The organism is Pseudomonas fluorescens (genome assembly GCF_018614775.1).
GTDB lineage: Bacteria > Pseudomonadota > Gammaproteobacteria > Pseudomonadales > Pseudomonadaceae > Aquipseudomonas > Aquipseudomonas fluorescens_BY.
Genome location: NZ_JAGGOF010000051.1, coordinates 13776 through 30931, shown reverse-complemented (window position 1 = coordinate 30931; position 17156 = coordinate 13776). Strand labels below are relative to the sequence as shown.

Here is a 17156-nt window from a genome sequence, read left to right as displayed (position 1 = left end):
GGGTTTATTTCACTGCCCAAGGTCGATCAATGCAGGATCTGGCTCAGGAACAGTTTGGTACGGTCGTTCTGCGGGTTGTCGAAGAAGTCGTTCGGCGCGGCCTGTTCGACGATTTCACCCTTGTCCATGAAAATCACGCGGTTGGCCACGGTACGGGCGAAGCCCATTTCGTGGGTCACGCAGAGCATGGTCATGCCGTCTTCGGCCAGGCCGATCATGGTGTCGAGTACTTCCTTCACCATTTCCGGATCGAGTGCCGAAGTCGGCTCGTCGAACAGCATGATCTTCGGTTTCATGCACAGGGCACGGGCGATGGCGACACGCTGCTGCTGACCGCCGGAGAGCTGGCCCGGGTACTTGTGCGCCTGTTCTGGAATGCGCACGCGCTCCAGGTAGTGCATGGCGATTTCCTCGGCCTTGCGCTTGGGCATCTTGCGTACCCACATCGGCGCCAGGGTGCAGTTCTGCAGGATGGTCAGGTGCGGGAACAGGTTGAAGTGCTGGAACACCATGCCGACTTCACGGCGGATCGCTTCGATCTGCTTGAGGTCGTTGGTCAGTTCCACGCCGTCGACCACGATGCGGCCCTGCTGGTGCTCTTCCAGACGGTTGAGGCAGCGGATGGTGGTGGACTTGCCGGAGCCCGACGGGCCGCACAGCACGATGCGCTCGCCTTGCTTGACGTTCAGGTTGATGTCTTTCAACACGTGGAACTGGCCGTACCACTTGTTGACGCCCTGCATCTGAATAATGCCTTCAGGGCTCACAGGCTGTTTGATTGCTTCGCTCATTACAGAACTCCTAACGCTTGTGGCCAGTGTCGAGCTTGCGTTCCAGATGCATGGAATAGCGCGACATACCAAAACAGAAAATCCAGAACACCAGGGCGGCGAACACGTAGCCTTCAGTGGCCATGCCCAACCATTTCGGGTCGGCGGCAGCTTGTTTCACGCTGTTGAGCAAGTCGAACAAGCCGATGATGATCACCAGGCTCGTGTCCTTGAACAATGCGATGAAGGTATTGACGATGCCAGGGATCACCAGCTTCAGGGCTTGCGGCAGAATCACCAGGCCCATGCTGCGCCAGTAGCCCAGGCCCATCGCCGCGGCCGCTTCGTATTGCCCCTTGGGAATGGCTTGCAGGCCGCCACGCACCACCTCGGCCACATAGGCCGACTGGAACAGGATCACCCCGATCAGCGCCCGCAGCAGCTTGTCGAAGTTCATGCCTTCAGGCAGGAACAGTGGCAGCATCACCGACGACATGAACAGCACCGTAATCAACGGCACGCCACGCCAGAACTCGATGAAGGTCACGCAGACCACGCGGATCGCCGGCATGTTCGAACGCCGACCCAAGGCCAGGACGATACCCAGCGGCAGCGCACCGGCAATACCGACGGTGGCGATCACCAGGGTCAGCATCAGGCCGCCCCATTGGCTGGTCGCCACGGCGACCAGGCCGAACACGCCACCGTGCAGCAGGCACCAGGCAACGATTGGGTACACCACCAGGAAGCTCAGGCCGTAGATCGCCTTGCGCGGGAAGCGCGAGATGAACAACGGCGCCGCGCCGATCACTGCCAGCCATACGGTCAGGTCCACGCGCCAGCGCAGGTCCGCCGGGTAGTAGCCGTACATGAACTGACCAAAACGCTGTTGGATGAACACCCAGCAGGCGCCTTCCTTGGTGCAGTCGGCGCGGGTGGTGCCGACCCAGTTGGCGTCCAGGATCGCCCAGTGCAGCAGCGGCGGGATGATCAGGTAGATCAGGTAGAACGCAAACAGGGTCAGCAGCGTATTGATCCAGCTGGAGAACATGTTGGCGCGCATCCACGCCACCACGCCGATGCTACTGCTCGGTGGGGGCATGTCAGGTTTGAAAGTATGAGTCGTCATGCGCGTTTCCTCACCGCTCGATCAGCGCAATGCGCTTGTTGTACCAGTTCATCAGCAGGGAAATGCTGATACTGATCGCCAGGTACACACTCATGGTGATCGCGATCACCTCGATGGCCTGGCCGGTCTGGTTCAACACCGTACCGGCAAACAACGACACCATTTCCGGGTAACCGATACCGGCCGCCAGGGAAGAGTTCTTCGCCAGGTTCAGGTATTGGCTGGTCAACGGCGGAATGATCACGCGCAGGGCTTGCGGGATGATCACCTTGCTCAGGGTCGGAGCATTGCGCAGGCCCAGGGAACGAGCCGCTTCGGTCTGGCCGTGGCTGACCGACTTGATGCCCGAGCGCACAATCTCGGCGATGAACGCCGCGGTGTACACGGTCAAGGCCAGGGTCAAGGCCAGCAGCTCCGGGATCAACACCCAGCCGCCGACGAAGTTGAAGCCCTTGAGTTCCGGCATTTCCCAATGCACCGGCGCACCAAACAGCAGCGCGCTCAACGCCGGGATCACCAGGAACAGCGCCAGGCCGACCCAGAACTTGTGAAACGGCTCGCCGGTCGCTTCGAAGCGCTTGTTGGCCCAGCGGGTCATCAGCACGATGGCGACAATCGCCAGCACGACGCTGATCACGAATGGCCAGAACCCGTCCGCCACCAGCGCGGCCGGCATGTTCAAGCCTCGGCTGCTGACAAAGAAGGTGTCGCCGAAGTTATGGGCGGCACGCGGTCCCGGCATGCTCAGGAAAACCGCGAAGTACCAGAACAGGATTTGCAGCAGCGGCGGGATGTTACGGAAAACCTCCACATAAACGGTCGCCAGCTTGGAGATGATCCAGTTCTGCGACAAGCGCGCGACACCGACGATGAAGCCGAGGATGGTCGCCAGGATCACCCCGATAAAGGTCACCAGCAACGTGTTGAGCAGACCGATGACAAAGACACGGGCATAGCTGTCCGCTTCGGTGTAGTCGATCAGGTGTTGGGCAATACCGAACCCGGCACTGCGTTCCAGGAAGCCGAAACCGGACGTGATGCCCCGGTGCGCAAGGTTGGTCTGCGTGTTGTCGAACAGGAACCAACCCAGCGTGATAACCGCCACGACAGTGACGATCTGAAATACCCACGCACGCACTTTTGGATCGCTGAGGCTGAGCCTCTGCTTTGGTGCGCCGATTGAATTTTGCATGAAGTGCCCCGCAAAGAATGGAACAGAACATCACCCGGTGGTTGGCCCACCGGGTGATAGAACCATCAGCGCACTGGTGGTGCGTATTGGATGCCGCCAGCGTTCCACAGCGCGTTCAGGCCGCGGTCGATTTCAAGCGGAGTACCCTTGCCGAGGTTGCGCTCGAACATTTCACCGTAGTTGCCGACTTGCTTGACGATCTGCACGACCCAGTCTTTCGGCAGTTTCAGGTCCTTGCCGTATTCACCGTCAGCGCCCAGCATACGAGCGACGTCCGGGTTCTTGGTGGACTTGGCTTCGGCCTCGACGTTCTTCGAGGTCACGCCCGCTTCTTCAGCGTTGAGCAGTGCGTAGCCAGTCCAGCGCACGATTGCCAGCCACTCGTCATCGCCGTTACGCACGACCGGGCCCAGTGGTTCCTTGGAGATGGTTTCCGGCAGAACCACGTAGTCCTTCGGCGAAGCCAGCTTGCTGCGCTGGGCGAACAGCTGGGATTTGTCGGAGGTCAGCACGTCGCAACGACCGGACTCCAGCGACTTGGCGCTTTCATCGGAGGTGTCGAAAGTGATCGGGGTGTACTTCAGGCCGTTGGCGCGGAAGTAGTCGGACACGTTCAGCTCGGTGGTGGTACCGGCCTGGATGCAGATGGTTGCACCGTCCAGTTCCTTGGCGCTCTTGACGCCCAGCTTGTTGTTCGACAGGAAGCCGATGCCATCGTAGTAGGTGATGAAGCCTGGAAACTTGAGGCCCATGCCCGCGTCACGGGAGCTGGTCATGGTGGAGTTGCGCGAGAGCACATCGATTTCGCCGGACTGCAGCGCGGTGAAGCGCTCCTTGGCGTTCAACTGGCTGAACTTGACCTTGCTTGCATCGCCGAATACGGCAGCCGCAACGGCGCGGCAAAAGTCAGCGTCGATACCGACGATCTTGCCGGTCGAATCAGGCACCGAGAAACCCGGCAGGCCATCACTCACACCGCACTGTACAAAACCTTTCTTCTGCACTGCGTCCAGGGTTGCACCCGCCTGCGCGAACCCGCTGACACCGAGCACAGCTGCTGCGGTCACGACAGCCAGGGTGGATTTCAGTAACTTCATTCAAACCTCCAGTTTTGCTCTTGTTGTGTCGGAGCTTGAGTCCTGTCGCACCCTTTTGAGGCATTGCCGACCCTTGTTGGCTTTTTTTAGGGTCAACCGACGTCTGGACCTTCGCTATGAGTCTATTAATGAGAATGTCCACGAATCAGTGGGCATGCCCACTTCTCACCAATCGGCCGAACGGGCTGTAGCCCTTCACGTTCGCGAAGCCCGTAGCGGCTATTGGCGAACATCCATCACCGGATTTCTGATATCCCATGCGTCGCGTCGAGCTGATAGTGTTACCGCGCAGCGTAAGATTCATCACTCAGGCATCCTCATAGCAAAGCCCGTACCAGACAGCTTCGCTTGGCCCCAGAGAAATACGTCAAGACAAAAAGTTGTAATTTTGCGACATCTAATTAACTGAGGCACCGGGCTCGCACCGTAATCACGCACTGATTGAGCGCGCCCGCACAGATTTGGAGCACAACCATGACCGACCCCCTGATTATCGAGCCCGCCAGCACGGCCGACGCCTGTGTTATCTGGCTTCACGGCCTGGGCGCCGATCGTTTTGATTTCCTGCCGGTCGCCGAAATGCTGCAGCAAAGCCTGCTCACCACGCGTTTCGTTCTGCCCCAGGCGCCGACCCAGCCCGTCACGATCAACGGCGGCTACGCGATGCCCAGCTGGTACGACATTCGTGCGCTGAGCCCGGCGCGAGCCATCGACGAGGCGCAACTGGAAGTCTCCGCGCAACGGGTCATCGACCTCATCGAAACCCAGCGAGCCGGCGGAATAGACGCTTCGCGGATTTTCCTCGCGGGTTTTTCCCAAGGCGGCGCGGTGGTCTATCACACGGCATTCGTGAAGTGGCAGGGCCCACTGGGGGGCGTCATTGCCCTGTCCACTTACGCCCCGACATTCGGTGACGAACTGCAATTGTCGGCCAGCCAGCAACGCATCCCGGTGCTGGCGCTGCACGGGCAATACGACGAAGTGGTGCTCAACCCGATGGGCCGGACCGCGAAGGAGTATTTAAAGCAGCATGGTGTCACCGTGACATGGCAGGAATACCCAATGGGCCACGAAGTGTTACCCGAAGAGATTCGCGACATCGGCACCTGGTTGACCGAACGGTTGCGCTGAAGGGCAATTCGCCACGCCCGGCTGTTGATGAACACACTACGCCGCGCCCGTTTCTTGCATTACACTGGCCGGCGTACATTCCTTAACCAATCGATGAGATGACCGTGCTCAAAGCACTCAAGAAAATGTTCGGTAAAAGCGAGGCCGAACAGCTCGCGCCTGTCGCCAGCGCACCTGTCCACAGCCCGAGCCGTACCGATGCGCCACAGCCGCGCCGGGCAGCCCCTGTGGCAGACGCCAAAAAAGAGCCGGCGACCCCAGCCGCCCAACCCACCGCCGCCCCGGCGCCGGAAAAGCCACGCAACGAAGCCCCCCGGCCACGCCGCGAACGCGCGCCGAAACCGCCTGTCGTCGCCTGGAAGCTCGAAGACTTCGCCGTAGCCCCCCAGGAAGGCAAGACCCGCTTCCACGACTTCAACCTTGCGCCTGAACTGATGCATGCCATCCAGGACCTGGGTTTCCCGTACTGCACGCCCATCCAGGCACAGGTCCTGGGTTATACCCTCGCCGGCAAGGACGCCATCGGCCGCGCCCAGACCGGCACCGGTAAGACCGCCGCGTTCCTGATTTCCATCATTACCCAGTTGCTCCAGACCCCGCCGCCCAAGGAACGCTACATGGGTGAGCCGCGGGCGCTGATCATTGCCCCGACCCGTGAGCTGGTGGTGCAGATCGCCAAGGACGCCGCCGACCTGACCAGGTACACCGGCCTGAACGTCATGACATTTGTCGGCGGCATGGACCTCGACAAGCAGCTCAAGCACCTCGAAGCCCGCCATTGCGACATCCTGGTGGCAACGCCGGGCCGCCTGCTGGATTTCAACCAGCGCGGCGACGTGCACCTGGACATGGTCGAAGTGATGGTCCTCGACGAAGCCGACCGTATGCTCGACATGGGCTTCATCCCGCAAGTGCGCCAGATCATTCGCCAGACCCCACCCAAAAGCGAACGCCAGACCCTGCTGTTCTCCGCCACGTTCACCGAAGACGTGATGAACCTCGCCAAGCAGTGGACCACCGACCCGGCCATCGTCGAGATCGAAGCCGAGAACGTCGCCAGTGAAAACGTCGAGCAACACATCTATGCGGTGGCCGGCGCCGACAAGTACAAACTGCTCTACAACCTGATCAACGATAACGGTTGGGAGCGGGTGATGGTGTTCGCCAATCGCAAGGACGAAGTGCGCCGTATCGAAGAGCGCCTGGTGCGCGATGGTGTCAATGCCGCACAGCTGTCGGGCGACGTGCCGCAGCACAAGCGCATCAAGACACTCGAAGGCTTTCGCGAGGGCAAGATCCGCGTGCTGGTGGCGACCGATGTCGCAGGCCGCGGGATCCATATCGACGGCATCAGCCACGTGATCAACTTCACCCTGCCGGAGATGCCCGACGACTACGTGCACCGGATCGGCCGCACCGGGCGCGCTGGCGCCGAGGGTGTGTCCATCAGTTTCGCCGGGGAAGACGACTCCTACCAGTTGCCGTCCATCGAGGCGCTGCTGGGGCGCAAGATCAGTTGCGAAACCCCGCCGACCCACCTGCTGCGACCGGTTGAACGCAAGCACTCCTGACCATCGATTGCCGCAACGAAAAAAGCGCAGCCGACCAGGACTGCGCTTTTTTTTTGGTCCGGGATATTTAGATCAAGCCCCATCGCGAGCAAGCTCGCTCCCACAGGGTCCGGTGTGGCACAGATCCAATGTGGGAGCGACTTGCTCACGATGGCGGACTATCGATCAATGAATAGACAGCAGGTTGTTTACAGCTTCCAGCGATCCGCCGCCGCATGATCACTGTCCCGCCCTTCGACCCAGCGTGGGCCATCAGCGGTGTTTTCCTTTTTCCAGAACGGCGCGCGGGTCTTGAGGTAGTCCATGACAAAGGCGCAGGCGTCGAACGCCGCCTGACGATGGGCGCTGGCGGCCGCGACGAAGACAATCGGCTCGCCCGGTTCCAGCGCACCGATGCGGTGCAGCACTTCCAGCTTGAGCAGCGGCCAGCGCTGCCCGGCCTCGGTGGCGATCTTGCCCAGGGCCTTTTCGGTCATGCCCGGGTAGTGTTCCAGAAACATCCCCGACACATCGAGGCCGTCATTGAAGTCACGCACGTAGCCGACAAAACTCACCACCGCGCCCACGCCGACGTTGGCCGCGTGCATTGCGTTGACTTCGGCCCCCGGGTCGAACGGCTCGGCCTGCACACGAATCGCCATGGCTCAGCCCCCGGTCACGGTGGGGAAAAAAGCCACTTCATCACCGTCCGCCAGCGGCTCGTCGAGCTGGCACAGGTCTTCGTTGCGCGCGCACATCAGGTTCTGCTCGGTCAGCACTTGTGCCCCGTCACGTCGAGCGAGCAATGCACGCACATCGTCGACCGTGGCGAAATCGCCGTCCACCGTGATCGCGTCCACGCCCAGCGCTTCACGGTAACGGGCAAAGAATTTCACGTTGATCTTCATAGGGCATCCGCCTGGAAGTGGCCGCTCTTGCCGCCAAGTTTTTCCAGCACCCGTACGCCTTCGATAACCATGCCCCGGTCAACGGCCTTGCACATGTCATAGATCGTCAGCGCCGCAACACTGGCGGCGGTGAGGGCTTCCATTTCCACCCCGGTCTGCCCCGACAATTTACAACGGGCAACGATGCGCACCCGATCATCGCCTTCGGCATTGAGCTCGACCTTGACGCTGGTGAGCATCAGCGGATGGCAGAGCGGAATCAGGTCGCTGGTTTTTTTCGCCGCCTGGATACCGGCGATGCGCGCCACGGCAAACACGTCGCCCTTGGGGTGACCGCCGCTGACGATCATCTGCAACGTGTCGGGCAGCATGCGCACAAAGGCTTCGGCCGTGGCTTCACGGAACGTCACGGCCTTGTCGGTCACGTCGACCATATTGGCGCGACCTTGGGAGTCGAGATGAGTCAGCACAGGAGCCTCCTTGAGGCAGCTACAAGCTATAAGCTGCAAGCCGCAAGCAAGAAAGCGCGGTCCGACTGCAGGCCTGGAAGCAGGTATTTAATCAGCGCAAAGCTGCAAGCTGCAAGCTGCCGGTGAAATCACTCGGTTCGCTTGCAGCTTGCAGCTTGAAACTTGCAGCTTGAAACTTGCAGCTGCTCCTAGAGATGCGATTCGGCGTATTCGGCCAGGATCGAGCGCGGTACGCCCTGCAGGGTGATGTGGACCCCGTTGGGGAAGTCCTTGAAGCGTTCGGTCAGGTAGGTCAGCCCGGAGCTGGTCGCGGACAGGTAAGGGGTATCGATCTGCGCCAGGTTGCCCAGGCACACCACTTTGGAACCGGCGCCGGCACGGGTGATGATGGTTTTCATCTGGTGCGGGGTCAGGTTCTGGCATTCGTCGATCAGGATCAGGCTCTGCTGGAAGCTGCGGCCCCGGATGTAGTTGAGGGATTTGAACTGCAACGGCACTTTGCTGAGGATGTAGTCGACGCTGCCATGGGTGCTTTCATCATCCATGTGCAAGGCTTCGAGGTTGTCGGTGATGGCCCCCAGCCAAGGCTCCATTTTCTCCGCTTCGGTGCCGGGCAGGAAACCGATCTCCTGGTCCAGGCCCTGCACGCTACGGGTGGCGATGATGCGCCGGTAGCGCTTGCTGACCATGGTCTGCTCGATGGCGGCGGCCAGGGCCAGGATGGTCTTGCCTGAACCGGCGGCCCCGGACAGGTTGACCAGGTGGATATCCGGGTCGAGCAAGGCGAACAGGGCCAGGCTCTGGTAGATGTCACGGGGTTTGAGGCCCCAGGCCTCCTGGTGCAGCAGGGGTTCCTGGTGCAGGTCGAGAATCAGCAGCTTGTCGACCTGGATTTCCTTGATCCAGCCGACGAATCCTTGTTCGTCGATGATGAATTCGTTGATGTGCACCGCCGGCAGATTGTCGATCAGTTGCACCTGGTGCCAGGTGCGACCATGGTCCTGGCGGGTTTCGACCTTGCTCACCCGGTCCCAGAAGGAGCCGGTCATGGTGTGGTAGCCATTGGGCAACAGCGACACGTCGTCGACCAACTGGTCGGTGCTGTAGTCCTCCGCCGCGATCCCGCAGGCGCGGGCCTTGAGGCGCATGTTGATGTCTTTGGTCACCAGCACCACGGCCTGATCCTTGTTACGCGCGTGCAGGTCAATCAACTGGTTGATGATGATGTTGTCGTTCAGGTGTTCGGGGAGCACCAGGTTGGGTTCGGTGCGCTTGTTCATCAGGATCGACAGCAGCCCCTTGGGACCGCTCTTGCCACGCTGGATCGGCACGCCGAGTTCGACGTCTTCAGGGGAAGCATCGCCCAGGGTCTTGTCGATCAGGCGGATCGCCTGGCGGCATTCGGCCGCAACGCTGTGGTGCCCGCTCTTGAGTTTGTCCAGTTCCTCAAGCACGGTCATCGGGATGGCAACGTGGTGTTCTTCGAAGTTCAGGAGCGCGTTTGGATCGTGGATCAATACGTTGGTATCGAGTACATACAGGATTGGCTGGTTGGAGGAAGGGCTACGTCCGTGGTCATCCATACTCGGTCACCTTTGTGGGGGCCATTCGACGCAATACCGTGACAGTGCTGCGCCTCGAAGTAGCCACCGAATTCACCCGGGAGGTTCAGGTGAACTGCACACAATCTGGGTCTTGGAAGACGCCACCTGTGTTGCAGGTTTCGGCGGTCTGACTTCTTGATACTCCAAAAACCATGACAGGAAAAAGCACTTTGACGCTTTTTTGAAGTTTATTTTTCAGAATGACGAATAACCCTTGGCGTCCCGCCCGGGCACCGTTAAAGTCGGAAGTCCGGTCGCCATGAATGTGCGCCGAAATTCCAGCCTCCCCCAATGTTTCCGGGCCTTTTCAGGTTTCAGCGAAACGCCTCCTGGCAGTCCTCCCAACCGATCCCGCTTTGCGCCGTCTGTGTCATGAGCCAAGGCAGCGCCGTTTTCACCCCGTCCTGCTTGGCATTGAAGTTGATTACCCCATGACGCCACAGCAGCATCAGCGTCAACGCACGCTGGGCGCTTTGCTCGGGCTTGAGTCGACCGGTGCTGTCCTGGGGGTCGATGTCCCACAACGCCACTTGCAAGCCCTGCTGCCTGAAGAATGCTTCGGCATCACTGCGACGCTGGCCTTGGGGCGGGCGGAACAGCGGGACGTAATTCTCCGGCAGTTTGCCCTTGACCAGGTCGACGCTGCGCCGCACCGAGTCCTGCCAGTCCTGCCAATAGCTGTGGGAACGGAACTCCCACCCCTGCACGCCCACGCATTGCCCCGAATACAAGGTCTGGAGACTGTTCACGGATTGCTCCACAAGTCGCGCCTGGATGTCCTTGCCCAACACGAAGAAGGTACCGTTCAGGTTCGACTTGCGCAGGTAATCCGTCAGCCACGGGGTGTTGTCAGGTGCAACGTTGGCACCGCTGTCGAAGCTCAACAGAAACAGCCGGTCGTGCATGCCCTCGCCGTTTCGCTCGTAGTCGCCAAAGCGTTCTATTTCACTGCTGGCTTGTGGAAAAAGCGCGGCTTTTCGCAGCAATTCATCGCGGTACTGGGTGTGAAAAACCTGACTCGGTCCGGCCCACTTGATGTAGAACGAGCTGTCATCGAGATGGAATCGACGCGCCTCGTCGCGCAGGTTTGCCATGCTCTCGACCAGGTAACAGAAGGAGGCATCCTGATCGCAGCTCTGCTGGGCGAAGGTGTAGTTGCTCAGCAACCGCTGCCACAGCCGGGCGCGAAGCGCGTCGACCGCGGCCATGTTGACCGTGCGCAGCCCCAGGTACTGCTTGAGCGCGATTTCATCCATGGCGTCGGTGTCCAGCAGGACTCGCGCGAACATCAGGATCTCGGCTCGCGAGGCCACGTCAAACAGCGTCGCGCTGGTGAGCTGTTCCGGCCAGGTGCTGCGGTCGAGGGTGGCGACGTCGTTGGGTGCGGCCATAGCGCCAAGACTCAAGAGCCAGGCCGATAACAGAAGGGCGATGCGCAAAGGGGATGTCTCCATAACGAAACCCGCGCGGCATCATAGCTGATCCGGATGGGGGCCATGCCACAGCAGTGTTTTCCGGGGGATTGCCTCCCCCCCTCCGATCGCCTATCACCGCGATAGCTGGAGTCCACCCCGCCAACCTCCTAGAATCGCCGCAACCTTAAAGGAGACGACTGCATGCTGATGGTGATTTCCCCTGCCAAGACCCTCGATTACGAAACACCGCCGGCCACCGAGCGTTTTACCCTGCCGCAGTACCTGGACCACTCCCAGGAACTGATCGAGCAACTGCGTGAGCTTTCCCCGGCACAGATCAGCGAACTGATGCACGTCTCCGACAAGATCGGTGGCCTCAATGCAGCGCGGTTCGGCAGCTGGACGCCGGCGTTCACCCCGGCCAATGCCAAGCAGGCACTGCTGGCCTTCAAGGGGGATGTGTACACCGGTCTCGATGCACAAAGCTTCGCCGAAGCTGATTTCGATTACGCCCAACAGCACCTGCGCATGCTCTCCGGCCTGTATGGCCTGTTGCGCCCGCTGGACTTGATGCAACCCTATCGCCTGGAAATGGGCACGAAGCTGGTCAATGCCCGGGGCAAGGACCTTTATGCGTTCTGGAGTACGCGCATCAGCGAATGGCTGAATGAAGCCCTGGCCGAACAGGGTGACGACATCCTGTTGAACCTGGCGTCGAATGAATACTTCTCGGCGGTCAAACGCAGTGCACTGAAGGCGCGCGTTATCGATACCGAATTCAAGGACCTGAAAAACGGCCAGTACAAGATCATCAGTTTCTATGCCAAGAAGGCCCGGGGCCTGATGAGTCGCTTCGTGATCAAGGAACGGATCAACGACCCTGCGGCGCTCAAGCAATTTGATGTGCAGGGCTATCGTTTTAATGCCGAACAGTCGAGCCCGGACAAACTGGTTTTCCTGCGCGAACATGCCCCCGAATAAAGCGCACCGTTATATAGGCCCCTGATTGGGGGCCTCGATCAACTTGCAACTTGTCATCTTGCTTCCCCTCACACTTCGCCAGTTTCATGGCGCCAACAAATCGACCACCTTCCTCACTAACTTTTGTTTCACTCGACACTCGTCAGTTTTTTGCGTAGTGGCACACATTTTTTTATTCAGTAGTGGCACAAAACTATCTACCCCTGCCAACTCCCGATTATTAAAGGCCGAAACGACAAGTGCCATCATAATGAGGTCAGTGCCATCTTCGATAATATTTCGAAAAATTTCGAAAATCGCGATGAGCGGATCGGAACTATGTGATTTTGCACGGCTCATACCACCGGTAGCGATTATCGCCGAACGTGTAAGCGATAACTTACAGACACGCCGAGCTGAGTAACCAAGTTGTCACAGCAACTTAGCGAAACGGTCGTTGAATTGGATCCACCCTTGAAGGACGGGAGATAACGCGACACTGCGATCCCCAAAAAGGCCAAGGCTGCGCCCCTACAACGTGCTCACCCGAGCACACAAGCTTTTGATTTTGTGGGCTTTTTGCCAGAGGTCAGAAGTGAAACACCTTTGCACGAGCGTTCCCGAAACCGAGGACTGGCTGCATAACAGGGCAGGTCATAACAAGAAGGCCGCTTTGCGCACAACTTGAGTGCAATTATTTAGGCACTCGGAACTTAATATGCCTGCACGACGGCATGGTGGTGCCTGCACGCCACACTTCCGAGTGCACGTTGACCGCTGAACACTATTAACTCCGGCCATTTAATGGCGTGAAAAACAGAGGTAAATGCGATGCGCATTAGCATATTTGGTTTGGGTTACGTCGGTGCAGTATGTGCCGGTTGCCTGTCTGCTCGGGGCCATGATGTCGTTGGCGTAGATGTCGCCAAAGACAAAATCGACATGATCAACGCGGGCAAATCGCCGATCGTCGAACCCGGTCTTGGTGAACTGTTGGCACAAGGGATTGAAACAGGTCGACTGCGCGGCACTACCAACTTCGCCGAAGCGATTCGCGATACTGATCTGTCGATGATTTGCGTCGGTACTCCGAGCAAAAAGAACGGCGACCTGGAACTGAACTACATCGAAGCCGTGTGCCGCGAGATCGGTTTTGTCCTGCGTGACAAGACCACCCGCCACACCATCGTGGTCCGCAGCACCGTCTTGCCGGGCACCGTCGCCAACGTGGTCATCCCGATTCTCGAAGACTGCTCCGGCAAGAAGGCCGGCGTTGATTTCGGCGTCGCGGTCAACCCTGAGTTCCTGCGCGAAAGCACCGCGATCAAAGATTACGATCAACCGCCTATGACCGTCATCGGTGAGTTCGACAAAGCCTCTGGCGACGTCCTGCAATCGCTGTACGAAGAACTCGATGCGCCGATCATCCGCAAGGACATCGCCGTTGCCGAAATGATCAAGTACACCTGCAACGTCTGGCACGCTACCAAAGTGACCTTCGCCAACGAGATCGGCAACATCGCCAAGGCCGTCGGCGTCGATGGCCGTGAAGTGATGGACGTGGTCTGCCAGGACAAGACCCTGAACCTGTCCCAGTACTACATGCGCCCAGGCTTCGCCTTCGGCGGCTCGTGCCTGCCCAAGGACGTTCGCGCCCTGACCTACCGCGCCAGCTCCCTGGACGTGGAAGCGCCACTGCTCAACTCGCTGATGCGCAGTAACGAATCCCAGGTGCAGAACGCCTTCGACATCGTTTCCAGCCACGACAAGCGCAAGGTCGCCCTGCTGGGCCTGAGCTTCAAGGCCGGCACCGATGACCTGCGTGAAAGCCCACTGGTTGATCTGGCGGAAATGCTGATCGGCAAGGGCTACGACCTGCGCATCTACGACAGCAACGTCGAGTACGCCCGCGTCCACGGCGCGAACAAGGATTACATCGAGTCGAAGATTCCTCACGTCTCGTCCTTGCTCAACGCCGATTTTGACTCGGTCATCGACAACGCCGACATCATCATCCTGGGCAACCGCGACGAGAAGTTCCGCGCGCTGACCGAGAACGTACCGGAAGGCAAGCAGGTCATCGACCTGGTCGGCTTCATGTCCAAGGCCACCAGCCCGAGTGGCCGGACTGAAGGCATCTGCTGGTAAGGCAGCCGCAAGCTGCAAGCTTCGAGCTTCAAGCTGAAGGCCCTCTCGCGGCTTGCAGCTTGAAGCTTGCAACTGATTCTGGGAATGAAAATTATGCACAGGCTAAAGCACGGCCTGCTTCAGGCCGCCGGTTGGCTGTTTTACTTGAGTTTATTGATGGGCATCGCCTTGGCGTTGCCCACGTCCACGTTCGACTCCGAATCCAAGGACTTCATCTTCCTGATCGGCGCCGTGGGCATCTGGCGTTACTCCATGGGCGCGACGCATTTCGTGCGCGGCATGATTTTCCTGTACATCGTCTACCCGCACTTGCGCCGCAAGGTTCACAAGCTGGGCAAGGCTGCGGATCCGTCCCACGTATTCCTGATGGTCACCAGTTTCCGGATCGATGCGCTGACCACCGCCCAGGTCTACAGCTCGGTGATTCGCGAAGCCATCGATTGCGAACTGCCCACCACCGTGGTCTGCTCCATCGTGGAAATGTCCGACGAACTGCTGGTCAAGAGCCTCTGGGCCCGCATGAACCCGCCGGAGCGGGTCAAGCTGGACTTCGTGCGCATCCCGGGCACCGGCAAGCGTGACGGCCTGGCCTTCGGTTTCCGCGCGATTTCCCGCCACTTGCCGGACGACCGCGCAGTGGTCGCCGTGATCGATGGCGACACCGTGCTCGCCGAAGGCGTCGTGCGCAAGACCGTGCCGTGGTTCCAGCTGTTCGGCAACGTCGGCGGCCTGACCACCAACGAGTTCTGCGAAGTACGCGGCGGCTACATCATGGCCGAATGGCACAAGCTGCGCTTCGCCCAGCGTCACATCAACATGTGCTCCATGGCCCTGTCCAAGCGCGTGCTGACCATGACCGGCCGCATGTCGGTGTTCCGCGCCTCCGTGGTGACCAACCCGGAGTTCATCGCCGACGTGGAAAGCGACTCGCTGCAACACTGGCGCCTGGGCCGCTTCAAGTTCCTCACCGGTGACGACAAGTCGAGCTGGTTCAGCCTGATGCGCCTGGGCTACGACACCTTCTACGTACCCGATGCGGCGATCAACACCGTTGAGCACCCGCCGGAAAAAAGCTTCATCAAGGCCAGTCGCAAGCTGATGTTCCGTTGGTACGGCAACAACCTGCGGCAGAACTCCCGGGCACTGGGCCTGGGCCTGCGACGCCTGGGCCTGTTCACCTCGGTGGTGCTGTTCGACCAGCGCGTATCGATGTGGACCTCGCTGCTGGGTTTGACCGTGGCGCTGATCGCCAGCTTCAAGTACGGCACCGCGTTCATCCTGGTGTACCTGCTGTGGATCGGCATCACCCGGCTGATCCTGACCCTGTTGCTGTCGTGTTCCGGACACCGGATCGGCCCCGCCTACCCGATGATTCTCTATTACAACCAGATCGTTGGCGCGATGGTAAAGATCTACGTGTTCTTCCGCCTCGATCAACAATCCTGGACCCGCCAGCCCACCGCACTGACCCGTGATCTCGCCAGCTTTCAACGTTGGTTCAACACTTGGTCGTCTCGGACCATGACCTTCTCCGCCGGCAGCATTTTTGTCGCCGTGCTGCTGACGATGGTCTGACCGGACTTGAATGAATTAACAAGGAAATCGCCCCTATGAACACCGCCGTGAACGTCAACGTAGTGCATGAATCCGAAGCCCAGCGCCAGCACGCCCGAGTGAAAATCCCGGCCAAGCTGCGCTTTTTCGGTCCCGACCGTACGCCAATGGAAGTCAAGGTCCTGGACCTGTCCGCTGGCGGCCTTTGCTTCAACGCCGGCCAGACGCCGCTCAAGGTGGGCGAAACCTACAAGGCTCGCCTGCAGTTCGTGATCGACAACCTGGGCCTGGCCATGGACGTGGAACTGCAGATCCGCTCCCACGACCGCCAGACCGGCCGCACCGGTTGCCAGTTCCAGAACCTCGAACCGCGGGACATCGCCACGCTGCGTCACATCATCACCTCGCACCTGGCCGGCGACATCGTCGGTGTCGGCGACGTGCTGGCGACCCTGCAGCGCGACAACTTCACCAAGGCCCGCAAGCAAAAAGACGAAAACGGCGGCATGACCGCCATGGGTCGCCTGCGCGCCGTGACGTTCAGCCTGGGGGTCTTCATCGTCGGCCTGGCTGCGTTCGGCTTCATCCTCAAGTCGGTGTACGGCATGTACTTTGTCAGCCACGCCCAGGCGGGCCTGGTGAACGTACCGGGCATGGCAATCACCATGCCGCGCGACGGCACCGTGCAGAGCCTGGTCAAGGCTGATGGCGCGGCCGCCAAAGGCGCCCCGCTGGCGACCTTCAGCACCAGCATGCTCGATGTGCTCAAGGGTCATCTGGACGATAACCAGCTGCAGCCGGCCAAGGTCGAGGAACTGTTCGGCAAGCAGATGACCGGCACCCTGACTTCGCCTTGCGACTGCATCGTCGCCCAGCAACTGGTCGCCAATGGTCAGTACGCCAACAAGGGCGACGTGATCTTCCAACTGGTTCCGCGCGGCACCGAAGCCAACGTCGAAGCACGCTTCTCCTATCGTCAGTTCGGCGACGTGCGCCCAGGTACCCCGGTGAGCTTCCAGGTTGCCGGCGAAGACGCCACCCGCACCGGCAAGATCGTCAGCAGCACCAGCCTGAAAAGTGAAGACCTGTCCTCCGATATCCGCGTTCAGATCAAACCTGACGAACCTCTGGACAGCTCGCTGGCCGGCCGCCCGGTCGAAGTTCACAGCGACCGTGGTCCGAACCTGAACTGGCTGATCGACAAAGCCATGGCTGTCGGTCTTTAAGT

At 59.9% G+C, this 17156-nt stretch carries 16 protein-coding genes; 6 read left to right on the top strand and 10 right to left on the bottom strand.

Annotation, left to right across the window (positions count from 1 at the left end; all coding sequences use genetic code 11):
• Nucleotides 1-26: 26 nt before the first annotated feature.
• The 4 genes from J7E36_RS14950 to J7E36_RS14935 form a co-directional block, all read right to left on the bottom strand.
• Entirely contained in the window at nucleotides 27-791 is a 765-nt protein-coding gene (locus J7E36_RS14950; protein ID WP_003178331.1) for an amino acid ABC transporter ATP-binding protein, read from the bottom strand.
• 10 nt (nucleotides 792-801) lie between these two features.
• Nucleotides 802-1899, bottom strand: a complete 1098-nt coding sequence (locus J7E36_RS14945; protein ID WP_215004177.1) for an amino acid ABC transporter permease — start codon at nucleotides 1897-1899, stop codon at nucleotides 802-804.
• Between the two features lie 10 nt (nucleotides 1900-1909).
• Nucleotides 1910-3091, bottom strand: a complete 1182-nt coding sequence (locus J7E36_RS14940) for an amino acid ABC transporter permease (RefSeq protein ID WP_215004175.1) — start codon at nucleotides 3089-3091, stop codon at nucleotides 1910-1912.
• 65 nt (nucleotides 3092-3156) lie between these two features.
• Complete coding sequence (locus J7E36_RS14935) at nucleotides 3157-4188, bottom strand: amino acid ABC transporter substrate-binding protein (RefSeq protein WP_215004173.1); 1032 nt, start codon at nucleotides 4186-4188, stop codon at nucleotides 3157-3159.
• 474 nt (nucleotides 4189-4662) lie between these two features.
• Here J7E36_RS14935 and J7E36_RS14930 point away from each other — a divergent pair, with 474 nt between their 5' ends.
• A complete protein-coding gene (locus J7E36_RS14930; protein WP_215004171.1) occupies nucleotides 4663-5319 on the top strand; it encodes an alpha/beta hydrolase in 657 nt (218 codons plus the stop codon).
• 98 nt (nucleotides 5320-5417) lie between these two features.
• Nucleotides 5418-6890, top strand: coding sequence for an ATP-dependent RNA helicase RhlB (gene rhlB, locus J7E36_RS14925; RefSeq protein ID WP_215004169.1), 1473 nt, complete (start codon nucleotides 5418-5420; stop codon nucleotides 6888-6890).
• A gap of 188 nt (nucleotides 6891-7078) precedes the next feature.
• Here rhlB and moaE read toward each other — a convergent pair whose 3' ends face one another.
• The 5 genes from moaE to J7E36_RS14900 form a co-directional block, all read right to left on the bottom strand.
• Complete coding sequence (gene moaE / locus J7E36_RS14920) at nucleotides 7079-7531, bottom strand: molybdopterin synthase catalytic subunit MoaE (protein ID WP_215004167.1); 453 nt, start codon at nucleotides 7529-7531, stop codon at nucleotides 7079-7081.
• A 3-nt stretch (nucleotides 7532-7534) separates the two neighbouring features.
• A complete protein-coding gene (gene moaD / locus J7E36_RS14915) occupies nucleotides 7535-7777 on the bottom strand; it encodes a molybdopterin converting factor subunit 1 (RefSeq protein ID WP_215004165.1) in 243 nt (80 codons plus the stop codon).
• The gene (gene moaC, locus J7E36_RS14910) at nucleotides 7774-8247 is read right to left on the bottom strand and encodes a cyclic pyranopterin monophosphate synthase MoaC (protein ID WP_215004163.1); all 474 of its coding nucleotides are present in this window, start codon (nucleotides 8245-8247) and stop codon (nucleotides 7774-7776) included. The genes moaD and moaC overlap by 4 nt, the downstream gene beginning before the upstream one ends.
• Nucleotides 8248-8435: 188 nt before the next feature.
• The gene (locus tag J7E36_RS14905) at nucleotides 8436-9830 is read right to left on the bottom strand and encodes a PhoH family protein (RefSeq protein ID WP_215004161.1); all 1395 of its coding nucleotides are present in this window, start codon (nucleotides 9828-9830) and stop codon (nucleotides 8436-8438) included.
• Nucleotides 9831-10165: 335 nt separating this feature from the next.
• On the bottom strand, nucleotides 10166-11290 hold the full coding sequence (locus J7E36_RS14900; protein WP_215004159.1) for a polysaccharide deacetylase family protein: 1125 nt from the start codon (nucleotides 11288-11290) through the stop codon (nucleotides 10166-10168).
• Nucleotides 11291-11467: 177 nt separating this feature from the next.
• Here J7E36_RS14900 and yaaA point away from each other — a divergent pair, with 177 nt between their 5' ends.
• Nucleotides 11468-12247 carry a peroxide stress protein YaaA gene (gene yaaA, locus J7E36_RS14895; protein WP_215004157.1) on the top strand — a complete coding sequence of 260 codons (780 nt, stop codon included), beginning with the start codon at nucleotides 11468-11470 and terminating at the stop codon, nucleotides 12245-12247.
• A gap of 84 nt (nucleotides 12248-12331) precedes the next feature.
• Here yaaA and J7E36_RS14890 read toward each other — a convergent pair whose 3' ends face one another.
• Complete coding sequence (locus J7E36_RS14890) at nucleotides 12332-12586, bottom strand: hypothetical protein (protein WP_215004155.1); 255 nt, start codon at nucleotides 12584-12586, stop codon at nucleotides 12332-12334.
• Between the two features lie 471 nt (nucleotides 12587-13057).
• Between J7E36_RS14890 and J7E36_RS14885 the strand changes: the two genes are divergently transcribed.
• From J7E36_RS14885 to J7E36_RS14875, 3 genes are all read left to right on the top strand, one after another.
• Nucleotides 13058-14374 (top strand): nucleotide sugar dehydrogenase, encoded by a 1317-nt coding sequence (locus tag J7E36_RS14885; RefSeq protein ID WP_215004153.1) that lies wholly within the window; start codon nucleotides 13058-13060, stop codon nucleotides 14372-14374.
• Nucleotides 14375-14467: 93 nt separating this feature from the next.
• Nucleotides 14468-15949 (top strand): mannuronan synthase, encoded by a 1482-nt coding sequence (gene alg8, locus J7E36_RS14880; protein WP_435304177.1) that lies wholly within the window; start codon nucleotides 14468-14470, stop codon nucleotides 15947-15949.
• Nucleotides 15950-15984: 35 nt separating this feature from the next.
• Nucleotides 15985-17154 carry an alginate biosynthesis protein Alg44 gene (locus J7E36_RS14875; RefSeq protein WP_215004151.1) on the top strand — a complete coding sequence of 390 codons (1170 nt, stop codon included), beginning with the start codon at nucleotides 15985-15987 and terminating at the stop codon, nucleotides 17152-17154.
• Nucleotides 17155-17156 lie beyond the last annotated feature (2 nt).